The following is a 13,439-nucleotide window of genomic DNA, read 5'->3' as shown; positions in this document are numbered from 1 at the left end:
CCTGTTAATCAGACCAATTATTGTTGTTTTTTGTCTGGGAAACTTCCTGTTCCCTATACAAGTAGAATACGATTGATCATAAAATCGGAACAGATGTTAATTACGGTAGTCTTTGTAAGTTTTTACGTACAAAAAAGCAGATCGTCTGATCTGCTTTTTATTTATTCTTTAAATATGAGATTAATGCACCATTGAAATTTTTTCTAAGAAAAACTTCGTGCGTTCGTGGCGTTCTTCAGGTTTATTAAAAAAGTCATCTGTTGCACAATCTTCTAAAATTTTTCCTTGATCCATGAATATTACGCGACTTGAAACTTTTCGTGCAAAGCCCATTTCATGAGTTACGCACATCATGGTCATTCCTTCTTTTGCCAGTTGAGTCATGACCTCTAAGACTTCACCGACCATTTCCGGGTCAAGTGCAGAGGTTGGCTCATCAAATAGCATACAGACAGGATCCATACACAGTCCGCGTGCAATAGCGACACGTTGTTGTTGACCACCTGAAAGTTGACCTGGAAATTTATCTTTGTGAGCAATTAGCCCGACACGATCAAGATATTCAAGTGCTTTTTTCTGTGCTTCTTCTTTAGGGCGATTGAGGACTTTTACTTGTGCAATCATAAGATTATCAAGTACGGTCATATGTGGAAAGAGTTCAAAGTGTTGAAAAACCATGCCTACACGTGAGCGAAATTGGGCTAAATTGGTATTAGGATCTTTCAGTGTTGTACCATCGACAACAATATTGCCTTGTTGGAATGGTTCTAGTGCATTGACTGTTTTAATCAGAGTTGATTTACCTGAACCTGAAGGTCCACAAACAACGACAACTTCGCCTTTTTCAATGGATGTAGTGCAGTCGGTTAAAACCTGAAAATCTCCATACCATTTTGAGATTTGTTGTATTTCTATCATTGGCATATTGATTCTCCTATTAGCGAATAATTGCGATTTTTTGATGTAAATGCTTCACGAGGCGTGATAGCGCAAAGGATATACAGAAATAGACAATCGCAACAATGAGATAAAATGTCGCTTTAGTTTCTGAACCGTAAGTATTGGCGAGTGTATTTGCATTGCCTAAAAAGTCAGGTGCGCTAATCACATAAACCAATGAAACATCTTGGAACAGAACAATAGATTGGGTCAAAATGACTGGTAACATATTACGAAATGCCTGTGGCAAAACGACATTTGACATGGTTTGGCCATAGGTAAAGCCGAGGGCATAACCTGCATTGACCTGACCTTTGGAAACAGATTGAATACCTGAACGGACAATCTCTGAGAAAAAAGCCGCTTCAAAAATGGCAAAAGTAACGACACTTGAAAATAATGGGCCATAATAAATATCCGATTGAAAATCGAAAAATTTAGGTAATAGAAAATAGAAGATAAAAATAACTTGAATTAATGGTACGCCACGAAAGAAATCGACATAAAATTTTGCAAAGTTGCTCGCAATTTTATTATTCGAGAGACGCATCATTGCTAGTGGTGTACCAATTAAAATCCCGCCAATGATAGAAAGTATCGTTACGGTTGCTGTAAATTTGAAACCTGCAATCAATGTATCTATGACATCCTGATTTTGTAAAATACTAAAATCCATGATTATTTACCTCCCGAACCAAGTCCAGGTACGGACATTCGTTTTTCAATCCATGCCATAAAGTATTTAATACAGTAGGTGATGACTAAATAAACGGGTGTTGAGAGAATCAGAATGACAATATCCTGAGAAGTTTCTTCTCGCATAGTTTTAGTATAAGCAAAGAAGTTTAAGATGCTTAGCGCATAGAGAATGGCTGAGTTTTTAAAGACATTCATTGCTTCAGAAGTTAGCGTTGGCCAAACGATACGATAGGCAACAGGCAAAATTACATAGCGGTAGCTTTGGCTTTGGCTAAAACCCATCGCATAGGCTGCATTTTTTTGTCCACGTGATACGGTATTGATCCCTGCACGAACTTGTTCTGCAACTCGTGCAGCCGTATACAGTCCTAGTGCAAAAACACCGATCACGGCAGGTTTATCATTTAAAATATTTTGCCACCAACCACCATTGACCATTTCTCCACTACCTGTACTGAGGCTAAGTGGAAGGAGCTCGGGAAAAACGAATGCCCAAAAAAATAATTGCACAATCAATGGGATATTTCGAAACAACTCGACATAACATGTACCAATAAAAGCTAATCCTTTATTGGGTAATGTGCGGAGAATGCCAATGAGTGAGCCAAGTGTGAATGCGATGATAAAGGCAATCAGTGCTGTCCAAATCATGGTCCAAACACCTGAACCTAGGAGTTGTAGCCAAGTCGGGGCTTCAGCAACAGGGGAGTAACTTTCACCACCGATAACTTTACAGATGGATTCAGCCCAAGCGGCTTTATCCATTGCATATTCGTTGGAAGGAAGACAATATGCTGTCCAATTGAGTGAGCCAACAGACATGTGTGCTCCTTATAATTGTATTTTTATAAAATAATGAGAGGTCAAAACAGGTTAATGTTTTGACCTACCGATGATTGTTCTAATATAGTGCAAAAAATATAAAATGCGATTTATTTGCACATTAGATCAATCAATTAATTCCGGCATCTGTTGGTTTTGCCATGAGAGCTTTATAAGATGAACTCATAGGCATATTCATATTGACATTTTTTGGTGCAATTGGTGATAAGAACCATTTTTTGTATAGTGCAGCCATTTGACCATTTTTCCACATGCCTGTAACGACACGGTCAGCAATCGCTTTATATGCAGGATCGTCTTTTGGAATCATGATGCCGTATGGTTCAGAAGATAATACAGGGCCGACAATTTTAAATTCTTTTGGATTTGAAGATTTGGCAATGAGTCCTGCAAGAATGTTGTCATCCATCACAAAGGCTGCAGCACGACCTGAGGCAACCATTGCAAATGAGTCAGAATGGTCTTTCCCATAGACATTATTGACATTTACTTTTTGACCTTTCTCACCCATTTTGATGTATTTGTCAGAGGTTGTTCCTTGTGTCGTCACAACGGCTTTACCATTTAAGTCAGCAATGGTTTTAATCGGAGAATTTGCTTTTACAGCCATGCGAACTTCAGTCGCATAGTAGTTGGTTGAGAAACCAACTTGTTGCTGACGTGAAATAGAATTTGTTGTCGTACCACATTCCATATCAATGTTACCCGCTAACATTTCAGGAATACGGGTCGATGACGTTACTGGTTTGTATTCGACTTTTAAATTTGGAAGCTTTAAAGATTTTTTGAGTTCATTCGCAAAGTTATTACAAATATCAATAGCATAGCCCATTGGTTTTCCACCAACCACATATGAAATAGGATCGGAAGATTCACGATATCCTATAATAACTTTGCCTGATTGTTTAATCTTTGAAATGGTATCTGCTGCTTGAACTTGTGAAAATGCTCCACCCGCGATAAGAACGCCTAATGCGGTGGTTAAAATTTTTGTCGAATACTGCTTCATTTTCATGTCTCCATCATTATTTAGTTTTGGCAAATTGTGATTAGCTTATATTTTAAATTAAGCATAATTTATGCCAATGTGCCTATTGTAGAAATATGATCCATCATCTATTTCTTATAGTTTCTATTTTTATACTCGAATTTTGAATATGTAAAGGTTAAAAAGTAATATATTTACTTTTTGGTTGTGTGATTTAGATCTCAAAATTTTGGTAGGATATTTTTATTCTCGAAATGAAAAATAACAAGAGGGTTTTATATTTATTTGAGAACATAGGCTCTTTAGTAACATTTATTAATGTGATGATGATTTAATTTTTTAAATAACTCGATATACATATTTTTATAAAAAAAGTGAATTAAGATGTAAAAATATGAATTGTTATGCTATAAAAAATAAAATAGGCATATTTTTTGCATAACAATTAATTTAAAGGCGCTTTTATGAAGTTATCGATTGGTTTAAAAGTTGCGAATTCATTGTCGTTGACACCACAATTGCAACAAGCCATTCGTTTGCTTCAACTTTCAAGTTTAGAATTAGAGCAAGAAATTCAGATTCAACTCGATAGCAATCCATTATTGGAAAAACTGGAAGAAGAAAATCATTCCATGGAAAGTTTGGATACGATTAAAGAAGAGCAACAAGAAAAAGAACTATCAGAATCTTTAAATGCGGATCATCTACCAGATGAATTACCTGTCGATACGGATTGGGATGATGTTTATACTCATCAATCAAGTGCGATGGAGCGACCTGAATTTGAAGAGCGAGAGGACAATCGTCAGGGCGATGTTTCATTAAAGTCACACATGCTTGAACAGATTAATTTATTGCATTTTTCGCCAGTTGATCGCTTAATTGCTTATTGTATTGTGGATGCTCTAGATGAAAAAGGCTATTTAGATGCTGAAATTGAAGAAATTATAGCTTCAGTACAACATTTACTTGAGCAAATGGATTATGACGTTGAAGAAGACGAAGTTATTGCAGTATTAAAACTGATTCAACGGCTTGATCCGATTGGTATTGGTTCACGAAATTTGGCTGAATGTTTAATGGTACAAGTTGAGTCATTATCAGAGCTTGAGCCATTTCGAAATGAGGCGATATTGCTACTCAAACATTATGGACTTTTGGTTACTAACGACTTAAATAAATTGATTAAACAAACAGGCTTAAATGCGGAAATATTACGTTCAGCAATAGATTTACTGAAGACTTTAAAGCCTTATCCAGGTATGGAATTTGAAAATAAAGATTCAGATTATCAAATTCCCGATGTAGTTGTGATGAAGAAAGATGGGCATTGGCATGTGCAGTTGAATCCTGATGTTATGCCTAAACTTCGGATCAATCCATATTATTCAGGCATGATTCGTCGAGCAGATCAAAGTGATGATAATCAATACTTGCGTAATCAGATGCTTGAAGCTAAAAACTTTATTAAAAGTGTTGATGAGCGCCATAAAACTTTACTTAAAGTCGCAACATGTATTGTGAAACATCAGCGTGATTTTTTGGAAATTGGTGCGGAAGGCATGAAGCCTTTAATTTTACGAGATGTAGCAGATGAAGTTGAATTACATGAGTCAACAATTTCTCGAGTAACGACCAATAAATTTTTACTTACACCGCGTGGTTTATTTGAATTGAAATATTTCTTTTCAAGTCACGTGAGTACAACGGTTGGAGGTGAGGCATCATCAACAGCCATTCGCGCCAAAATTAAAAAATTGATTGCCGATGAAAATCCGCGTAAGCCATTGTCTGATAATATTATTGCTAACTTATTGAAAGAGGATGGAATTGATGTTGCTCGGCGTACTGTTGCCAAGTATAGAGAGTCGTTACATATTCCATCATCATCAGACAGAAAAGTCTTGATCTAAAATTTAAAATGTGAGTATTCTAAAGGCTCATTATGACGAATTCACGACATAATGAGCCTTTTTTGTTTTTTGGAGTAACTGAAATGATTACATGATGTCGATATAGAATTGAGCATAATTTTTGCAATGTTTCTGTCATGGAATTGTTTTGGTTAAGACATTTCAGAGCCTAATAGGGAGAGGGATCGCTTTATGCAAATGACAATTCGTGGACATCATTTAAGTATTACGCCTGCTATTGAAAATACAATTCGAGAAAAATTTGCTCAAATGACCAAGCATCTTGATCAGGTCAATAGTGTGCAGGTGAAATTAAGTAAAGATCATCAGTTGGATAAGCTTTCAAGAAAAGGTAGTGGTAATCATATTGCTGAAGCTATCGTTAGATTGCCTGGAGTAGAGTTGTTTGCTCAGGCTTCAGCCGATGATATGTATAGTTCAATTACACAGTTGACAGAAAAATTAAAAAGACAATTACAGCGACATCGAGATATTCAGGGACAGGCGCAAAGTAATTTTCAACCATTTATAGAAGAAGATCTGCAATTAATTTAAAATATTTTAAATTCACTAAAATAAAAAGAGGCAAAAGAGCCTCTTTTTATATTTATATGATTATAATCATTTTTTTTTAAATAAAATGAATGAAAAGAGTCAATTATGTTTGTTGATGGGGTCGTGAAAAATTATAATGCTGAACGAGGATTTGGTTTTATTTCAGTTGATGGTCAAAAAAAAGAAGTATTTTTTCATATTACAGATTGCCCAAACCGTGATATTGAGCCTAAACAAGGCGAGCGGTTTAAGTTTCGTATTGTTGATGATCAAGGGAAATCTAAAGCACAAAATATTGTTCGCTTAGATATTCAGAGTGAAGCTGAAAGACATACGCCACAGAGTCGTGCGAATGCCCGAAAGAATATTACACAGCGTAGAAATAACAAGAAATCAAGTTCAGGTAGTGGTTTAGGAATGACTGTAATCGGATTGTTGGTCATTGTTGGGCTTGTTTATATGCTATATGGGAAATATCAGCGTGTTCAGTTAGCAAATCAGCCTGTTGCTACTATTCAGCAAATTGCAGAACCTACCAATTTAAATCCAAACAATTATCGTTGCGATGGGCGGGTACATTGTTCTCAGATGAATTCACGAGAAGAAGCACGTTGGTTTGTACGAAATTGTCCTGGCACAAAAATGGATGGCAATCATGATGGTGAGCCATGTGAAAATGATTCACGTTGGTAAATCTGGATTTATTGATTTGAATTACTCTGGTCTGCATTTTTATTGATAAATAATGTACTGAATGATGAATTTTAAGTAGAACTTATAGTAAAATACTCGGTTTTTACACTGTCAGTCCCATAATGAGGTCTTTGCAATGAATAGTGAACAGCTCACTGAAATTTTAAAAGCGGCTTTTCCTGATGCAGAAGTTGCTGTCAGTGGACAAGCAGGTAAATTTGATCTTCGTATTGTCGATGATCAATTTGAAGGAAAACGTCCTGTTCCTCGTCAACAAGCTGTTTATGCACCGCTTAACTCATATATTGCGAGTGGTGAAGTACATGCGGTAACTATTCGTGCAATGACTAAAGAAGAATGGCGCAAAGCCAGTATGTTTGGAGCTTAAGCGTCAATGGATAAATTTGTCATTCAAGGCGGTGCAAAAATTGACGGTGAAGTTCGTATTTCTGGTGCGAAAAATGCCGCTCTACCTTTATTGGCTGCAATGATTCTTGCAGATAGCCCAATTACCCTTAAAAACGTTCCAGATCTTAAAGATGTTCGAACGCTTGTTAAATTGATTGGTGGTCTAGGTATCACCATGAGTTATGAGGGCGATACTGTTGTTGCAGATACCTCTACACTCGATAATCAGTTTGCACCTTATGAATTAGTAAAAACTATGCGTGCCTCTATTTTGGTGCTTGGTCCATTGTTGGCGCGCTATGGTAGTGCAAAAGTATCATTGCCAGGTGGTTGTGCCATTGGTTCACGTCCAGTCGATCAGCATTTAAAAGCTTTAGAAGCATTAGGTGCAGAAATTGAGGTTGAAGCAGGTTATGTCCTTGCTAAAGTCGATGGTCGCTTAAAAGGTGGTGAAGTCATCTTTGATATGGTGACTGTAGGCGGTACAGAAAATATTTTAACTGCGGCTGTTTTGGCGGATGGTGTAACGACAATTCGTAATGCAGCACGTGAACCTGAAATTACTGATCTTGCGCAAATGCTCATTAAAATGGGTGCGAAAATTGAAGGTTTAGACACAGACACCTTGGTTGTGACTGGTGTTGAGAGCCTACATGGCTGTGAATATTCAGTGGTTGCAGATCGTATCGAAACAGGTTCGTATTTAGCTGCGGCTGCAATTACAGGCGGAAAAGTTAAAACTACACATACAGATCCAAACCTACTTGAAGCTGTTTTAGATAAGTTTGAAGAAATGGGTGCAGAAGTTACTCGTGGTGATGATTGGATCGAACTTGATATGATGGGTAAACGTCCAAAAGCCGTGAGTTTTCAAACTTTACCACATCCAGAATTCCCAACAGATATGCAAGCACAGCTTATGGCAGTGAATGCCATTGGTCGTGGTTTTGCGACAATTTCTGAAACGATTTTTGAAAATCGTTTTATGCACGTTCCTGAGTTAGCGCGTATGGGTGCAAACATTCAGGTTGATGGTAATGATGCGATTGTGACGGGTGTGGAAAAACTATCTGCTGCACCTGTTATGGCAACAGATTTACGTGCTTCATTCTCCTTAGTTTTGGCTGCTTTGGTGGCTGACGGGGAAACAACCATTGACCGTATTTATCATATCGATCGTGGTTATGAAGATATTGAAGCGAAATTACAGGGCTTAGGTGTCCAAATTCAGCGAGTGAGCGAGACAAGTTAATGAGCGATATGAGAAACGATGATCCAAATTTTGACGTAATGGGCAATTTTGATCATGGTTTAACGTTGGCATTGAGCAAAGGGCGCATTCTAAAAGAAACGTTACCTTTGCTTGAAACGGCTGGAATTAACTTATTGGAAGATCCAGATAAATCTCGTAAGTTAATTTTTCCAACCACACACAAACATGTACGTATTCTAATATTACGTGCCTCTGATGTACCGACCTATGTTGAAAATGGTGCAGCAGATATTGGTGTAGCGGGTAAAGATGTCTTGATGGAACATGGCGCGCAAAATGTCTATGAACCATTAGATTTAAAAATTGCTGTGTGTAAGTTAATGACAGCAGGTAAAGTTGGCATGGTTCGTCCGAAAGGTCGTCTGAAAATTGCCACTAAATATGTCAATTTAACACGTCAATATTATGCAAGCCTAGGTGAGCAAGTTGATGTAATTAAACTTTACGGTTCAATGGAATTAGCGCCATTGGTCGGTTTGGGTGATTACATTGTCGATGTGGTAGATACTGGAAATACGCTTCGTGCCAATGGTCTTGAGCCATTAGAAGAAATTTGCCAAGTATCTTCACGTTTGATTGTCAATAAAGCGAGCTTTAAACGTAAGCAAACTTTGTTGAACCCGATTCTTGCACAGCTTGAAAAAGCGGTTGCAGAGCGTGAAGCGAAGAAATTAGCTACATAAAATTTGCAGATTAAATCACCGCCTTAGGGCGGTTTTTTATGGTCTGAATTTTAATCCTACAATGAAAATTGATTCATTAATGTAAGAGAAAGCTTGAATCCATTTAAAATGAAATAGCAGAGATAGAATCATTTGAAATCATTAACCTGACTTTTCAATGAAAATGAGCGTAATTTTCCATCAACTAATAGAGAAATGCCTGAATGAACTTGCCCACAAGATAGACAAAACAAGGTAAACTCAATCTTTACAAATTAACCTTGTGGGTAAATTGATGCGCCGTTTATCGACTCAAGAGCAGAACTTTAAGCAAGTTTTTGCTGACTTGTTGGCTTTTGAAACCGTGAGTGATCCTGAGCTGTTAAAAACAGTAGACCAAATTATTGCAGACGTACGCCAACATGGCGATGCACATGTATTGAAACTCACCCAACAGTTCGATCGACATCCAGCACATCAATTCTCAGATTTAGAACTGACACAAGAGCAACTTAAAACAGCGTTTGATGGGTTAAGTACAGAAGTACGTGAAGCCTTGGAAATGGCAGCCAACCGTATTCGTACATTTCACCAAGCGCAAAAACAAGACGGTTGGTCTTATGTTGATGAGTTGGGTAATACTTTAGGTCAAAAAGTGACACCACTTGACCGTGTTGGTATTTATGTACCAGGGGGGTTAGCATCGTATCCATCTTCAGTATTGATGAATGCGGTTCCCGCACATGTTGCAGGCGTGCAAGAAATTATTATGGTTGTTCCTGCACCGAATGGTGATTTAAATCCATTGGTATTGGCAGCAGCATATTTGGCAGGCGTACATCGTGTATTTACTATTGGTGGTGCGCAAGCAGTTGCAGCCTTGGCTTATGGAACTGAAACCATTCCACAAGTCGACAAAATCACAGGGCCTGGGAATCGTTTTGTTGCAGCAGCAAAACGTGCAGTGTTTGGTCAAGTCGGTATTGATATGATTGCAGGACCTTCTGAAATTTTGGTTTATGCAGAAGGTAAAAATAATGCGCAATGGTTAGCAATGGACTTATTGTCACAAGCTGAACATGACACTGTTGCACAAGCAGTATTTATTACACCCGATGAACAGCTGTTAAATGACGTTGCGGAAGCAATTGAAGCACATTTAGCAGAATTACCAAAAGCAGAAATTGCACGTACTTCTATTGCAAACCGCGGTGCATTGGTTTTGGTGAAAAATCGTCAAGAAGCGATTGATTTAATTAATCAAGTTGCACCTGAGCATTTGGAGCTTTGCTTAGATGAAGCAGAAAAAATGTCCGAAAGCATTCGTCATGCAGGTGCAATTTTCATGGGACGTTATACGCCAGAAGCAATTGGTGATTATTGTGCAGGCCCTAACCATGTTTTACCAACATCGGGTACAGCACGATTCTCTTCGCCACTTGGCGTTTATGATTTCCAAAAGCGTTCGAGCTTGATCATGTGTTCTGAGCAGGGTGTGAAACCGCTTGCGAAAACTGCCGATATTCTTGCACAGCAGGAAAATCTGGATGCACATGCGAGATCGGCAAGATATCGTTATCAGTAATTAAAAAGTATTTAAGCCTCTCCTTAGCCTTCTCCTGAATGGAGAAGGAACTTTTATAATATGAAAGAACTCTCTCTTCCGCCATATACGGCTCAGGGAGAGGTTAGGAGAGGGGCAATAAGAGAAAATAAAATGTCAAATATTACCCCCGAAAAAATGCGTTTTTGGAGCCCTGATGTACGTGAATTAGATCCGTACGTACCTGGCGAACAACCGAAAATTCAAAATATTTTAAAACTAAATACCAATGAAAATCCGTATCCGCCATCACCAAATGTTGTAGCTGCGGTACAAGCTGTTTTGGAAAATTCAGCAGATGCTTTGCGTCTATATCCTGACCCTGATGCGACAGCTTTGAAACAAGCGATAGCTAAACAGCAGAATGTCGATGTGGAAAATGTTTTTGTTGGTAATGGTTCAGATGAAGTATTAGCACACATTTTTAAAGCATTTTTTGTGCAAGAAAAACCGATTCTATATCCAGATATTACCTATAGCTTTTATCCTGTTTATAGTCAGTTTTTTGGCATTGCAGAAAAAACTAAAATTTTGCCGTTAAATGATGATTTTGAAATAGAAGTTAATGACTATAAACAGCCGAATGGCGGGATTATCATTACCAACCCAAATGCACCGACCAGTATTGCACTTGGTTTATCTGCAATTGAAGAAGTGTTGCAAGCCAATCCTGATTCGGTAGTTTTAATTGATGAAGCTTATGTAGACTTTGGTGCGGAATCCGCTGTTAGTTTAGTTGAAAAATACGATAATTTGGTCGTATGTCAAACAATGTCTAAATCACGCTCATTGGCAGGTTTGCGTGTTGGTTTCGCTATTGCACAACCGCACTTAATTGCGGCACTTGAAGCGGTAAAGAATAGTTTTAATTCCTACCCAATAGATCGTTTTGCCATTGCTGCTGCTGTCGCTTCATTTGAAGATCAAGCCTATTTTGAAGCGCAAAATAAGAAAGTGATCGAAAGTCGTGACAAATTAACAGTTCAATTGACTGAGCTTGGATTTAAAGTTTTACCTTCTAAAGCTAATTTTATTTTTGTAACATTGCCATCACATGATGCAGGTGAATTGGCGAGTCAATTACGTGAACAAGGTATTATTGTACGCTACTTCAATAAACCACGAATCAATCAATTTTTGCGTATTACCATTGGCACAGATGAGCAAAATCAACGTTTAGTGGATACCTTGAAAACGATATTTTGATCTAATCTCCCCTAACGCTGAGCCATTATTGGCGCAAGAGAGAAGAGCAGGGATAAAAAGCGAATCTTAGGATTCGCTTTTTTTATCTGAAGATTTAGGTTGATACCATGTATTGAGTAAATCCAATATGGCAGAAACTTTATCAAAACATTCTTGATACTCAGCTTCACCATCGGAGGCAATGGTGATTCCACCACCAGCCCAAACTGAAAGTTCATCTTGATACTTTTGGACAGAGCGAATTAAAATATTCCAACTACCTGTACCATCAAAATTAAAATAACCCATTGAACCGCAATATGCACCACGAGGAGCGCCTTCAAGTTCTTCAATAATTTCCATCGCACGAATTTTAGGTGCACCGGTAATTGATCCTCCTGGTAGTGCAGACAACAGCACATCAACAGGATGAATATCTGATTTTAATGTTGCAGTGACTTCACTGACCATGTGATGAACTTGATTAAAACTTTCAATTTCAAAGAGTTTTGGTGTTTTTACCGTGCCTGTTTCAGCATAAATACTGAGATCATTTCTCAGTAAATCTACAATCATCACGTTTTCAGCTTGATCTTTTTTCGATGACTTTAATATTTGTTTAGATTGCTTATCTAAAATTGGATCAACATAGCGAGGCATTGTGCCTTTGATCGGTTTAGTAACAATTTTTCTTTCACTTTCAAAGTCAATAAATAATTCAGGTGAACAACTGAGCAATTCAAAATCATCAATTTTGAGATAACCTGCATAAGGTGCATTGGTGAGTTTCCACAAGTCTTGTGCTGTATCAAGCAAATTTCCTAATGTTTTTGCAGTAAATTCTTGTGTTAGATTAATTTGATAGCAATCCCCCGCTTGAATGTACTCTTGAACTTGCTCAAAAGCATGTAGATATTGTGTCTTATCCCAACGTGCTTGACAGGGTGTCATCATTGAAAATAAAGAGCTTGATGTTGGTTTTTGAAAAATTAAAAAATTGATTTGATTGAAAATTTCTTCTGCATTTTCTTCTGTGCTATAAAAAATCCATTTTTTATTTTCTAAGCGTAAAAACGTGAGATATTGACCTAAAAAAAACGTAGGTTGTTGTCGATGTTGATTGTGTATTTGTTGATTTGCAGAAAAATTATAATCAAAAAAACCGATATAACCACCGTTAAAACCATCAAAACTTTGTGAATTTTTCGTCAGATCAATATCAATAAAAGATTTAAGATCTTGCAATGCAGTTTGCGTATATTCTGATTGATGATCGCGAACATAATGTAGGGCTTTAAAATTACTTTTTTTAATACAATAAGATACGGGTGAAAATGCAATTACAGGCATATTGTTGTTTGCTAAATAGACACAGCCTGTGAGTGATGAAAGGCGTTGTAAGATGAATGCAACATCTAGATCATCGAATGGGCATAAAAGATTAAAAAAGGAAGAGCTTGGCATTACATTCAAAATATCAGAGTTTCTATAATTTTATCTTACTTTCACGATGTAGTCACAGTAATTGCCGTTTGTCGGTTAGTTACTGATTTTGATGAACAGCAGTTGAACAAAAAACAACATGGAGTTAATTTAAAAAGGCAAAACGGATTACTCAAGGATTGATGCTTCTGTTGTAAAAAAATAAAAACAACATGGAGCGGCGGAGAGTGGTTAA

Annotated in this window: 13 protein-coding genes; 8 read left to right on the top strand and 5 right to left on the bottom strand. The window is 37.4% G+C overall.

Annotated elements, in window-relative coordinates:
- Positions 1-180: 180 nt before the first annotated feature.
- From ACK1JC_RS12910 to ACK1JC_RS12895, 4 genes are all read right to left on the bottom strand, one after another.
- Positions 181-924, bottom strand: a complete 744-nt coding sequence (locus ACK1JC_RS12910; protein WP_409512280.1) for an amino acid ABC transporter ATP-binding protein — start codon at positions 922-924, stop codon at positions 181-183.
- Between the two features lie 13 nt (positions 925-937).
- Positions 938-1,615, bottom strand: a complete 678-nt coding sequence (locus tag ACK1JC_RS12905) for an amino acid ABC transporter permease (RefSeq protein ID WP_409512279.1) — start codon at positions 1,613-1,615, stop codon at positions 938-940.
- Between the two features lie 2 nt (positions 1,616-1,617).
- Positions 1,618-2,460 (bottom strand): amino acid ABC transporter permease, encoded by an 843-nt coding sequence (locus ACK1JC_RS12900; RefSeq protein WP_409512278.1) that lies wholly within the window; start codon positions 2,458-2,460, stop codon positions 1,618-1,620.
- A 130-nt stretch (positions 2,461-2,590) separates the two neighbouring features.
- Positions 2,591-3,490, bottom strand: coding sequence for an amino acid ABC transporter substrate-binding protein (locus ACK1JC_RS12895; protein WP_409512277.1), 900 nt, complete (start codon positions 3,488-3,490; stop codon positions 2,591-2,593).
- A 443-nt stretch (positions 3,491-3,933) separates the two neighbouring features.
- Between ACK1JC_RS12895 and ACK1JC_RS12890 the strand changes: the two genes are divergently transcribed.
- The 8 genes from ACK1JC_RS12890 to hisC all read left to right on the top strand — a co-directional run bounded on the left by ACK1JC_RS12890 (position 3,934) and on the right by hisC (position 11,782).
- Positions 3,934-5,382 carry an RNA polymerase factor sigma-54 gene (locus ACK1JC_RS12890; protein WP_409512276.1) on the top strand — a complete coding sequence of 483 codons (1,449 nt, stop codon included), beginning with the start codon at positions 3,934-3,936 and terminating at the stop codon, positions 5,380-5,382.
- 192 nt (positions 5,383-5,574) lie between these two features.
- On the top strand, positions 5,575-5,937 hold the full coding sequence (gene hpf, locus ACK1JC_RS12885; RefSeq protein ID WP_409512275.1) for a ribosome hibernation-promoting factor, HPF/YfiA family: 363 nt from the start codon (positions 5,575-5,577) through the stop codon (positions 5,935-5,937).
- 105 nt (positions 5,938-6,042) lie between these two features.
- The gene (locus ACK1JC_RS12880; RefSeq protein ID WP_409512274.1) at positions 6,043-6,630 is read left to right on the top strand and encodes a cold shock domain-containing protein; all 588 of its coding nucleotides are present in this window, start codon (positions 6,043-6,045) and stop codon (positions 6,628-6,630) included.
- 136 nt (positions 6,631-6,766) lie between these two features.
- A complete protein-coding gene (gene ibaG / locus ACK1JC_RS12875; RefSeq protein WP_004830087.1) occupies positions 6,767-7,018 on the top strand; it encodes a BolA family iron metabolism protein IbaG in 252 nt (83 codons plus the stop codon).
- Between the two features lie 6 nt (positions 7,019-7,024).
- Positions 7,025-8,290, top strand: coding sequence for a UDP-N-acetylglucosamine 1-carboxyvinyltransferase (gene murA / locus ACK1JC_RS12870; RefSeq protein WP_409512273.1), 1,266 nt, complete (start codon positions 7,025-7,027; stop codon positions 8,288-8,290).
- Positions 8,290-8,994: an ATP phosphoribosyltransferase gene (gene hisG / locus ACK1JC_RS12865; RefSeq protein ID WP_409512272.1), complete on the top strand. Its 705-nt coding sequence runs from the start codon at positions 8,290-8,292 to the stop codon at positions 8,992-8,994. Before murA ends, hisG begins: the two co-directional genes overlap by 1 nt.
- A gap of 262 nt (positions 8,995-9,256) precedes the next feature.
- Positions 9,257-10,558 carry a histidinol dehydrogenase gene (gene hisD, locus ACK1JC_RS12860; RefSeq protein ID WP_409512271.1) on the top strand — a complete coding sequence of 434 codons (1,302 nt, stop codon included), beginning with the start codon at positions 9,257-9,259 and terminating at the stop codon, positions 10,556-10,558.
- Between the two features lie 132 nt (positions 10,559-10,690).
- Entirely contained in the window at positions 10,691-11,782 is a 1,092-nt protein-coding gene (hisC, locus tag ACK1JC_RS12855) for a histidinol-phosphate transaminase (RefSeq protein ID WP_409512270.1), read from the top strand.
- Between the two features lie 66 nt (positions 11,783-11,848).
- Here the strand turns inward: hisC and ACK1JC_RS12850 are convergent, their stop codons facing one another.
- Positions 11,849-13,225, bottom strand: a complete 1,377-nt coding sequence (locus ACK1JC_RS12850; RefSeq protein WP_409512269.1) for an anthranilate synthase component I family protein — start codon at positions 13,223-13,225, stop codon at positions 11,849-11,851.
- Between the last annotated feature and the right edge of the window lie 214 nt (positions 13,226-13,439).

It is taken from the genome of Acinetobacter sp. TY2 (assembly GCF_046269225.1).
Classification (GTDB): Bacteria; Pseudomonadota; Gammaproteobacteria; order Pseudomonadales; family Moraxellaceae; genus Acinetobacter.
Note: the sequence above shows the minus strand (reverse complement) of the source record. Positions and strands in the feature narration are given on the sequence as shown.

Bases quoted from the DNA above. Each gene is read 5' to 3' on its own strand.
- ACK1JC_RS12910 (WP_409512280.1), bottom strand. From the start codon at position 924: ATGCCAATGATAGAAATACAACAAATCTCAAAATGGTATGGAGATTTT.
- ACK1JC_RS12905 (WP_409512279.1), bottom strand. From the start codon at position 1,615: ATGGATTTTAGTATTTTACAAAATCAGGATGTCATAGATACATTGATT.
- ACK1JC_RS12900 (WP_409512278.1), bottom strand. From the start codon at position 2,460: ATGTCTGTTGGCTCACTCAATTGGACAGCATATTGTCTTCCTTCCAAC.
- ACK1JC_RS12895 (WP_409512277.1), bottom strand. From the start codon at position 3,490: ATGAAGCAGTATTCGACAAAAATTTTAACCACCGCATTAGGCGTTCTT.
- ACK1JC_RS12890 (WP_409512276.1), top strand. From the start codon at position 3,934: ATGAAGTTATCGATTGGTTTAAAAGTTGCGAATTCATTGTCGTTGACA.
- hpf (WP_409512275.1), top strand. From the start codon at position 5,575: ATGCAAATGACAATTCGTGGACATCATTTAAGTATTACGCCTGCTATT.
- ACK1JC_RS12880 (WP_409512274.1), top strand. From the start codon at position 6,043: ATGTTTGTTGATGGGGTCGTGAAAAATTATAATGCTGAACGAGGATTT.
- ibaG (WP_004830087.1), top strand. From the start codon at position 6,767: ATGAATAGTGAACAGCTCACTGAAATTTTAAAAGCGGCTTTTCCTGAT.
- murA (WP_409512273.1), top strand. From the start codon at position 7,025: ATGGATAAATTTGTCATTCAAGGCGGTGCAAAAATTGACGGTGAAGTT.
- hisG (WP_409512272.1), top strand. From the start codon at position 8,290: ATGAGCGATATGAGAAACGATGATCCAAATTTTGACGTAATGGGCAAT.
- hisC (WP_409512270.1), top strand. From the start codon at position 10,691: ATGTCAAATATTACCCCCGAAAAAATGCGTTTTTGGAGCCCTGATGTA.
- ACK1JC_RS12850 (WP_409512269.1), bottom strand. From the start codon at position 13,225: ATGCCAAGCTCTTCCTTTTTTAATCTTTTATGCCCATTCGATGATCTA.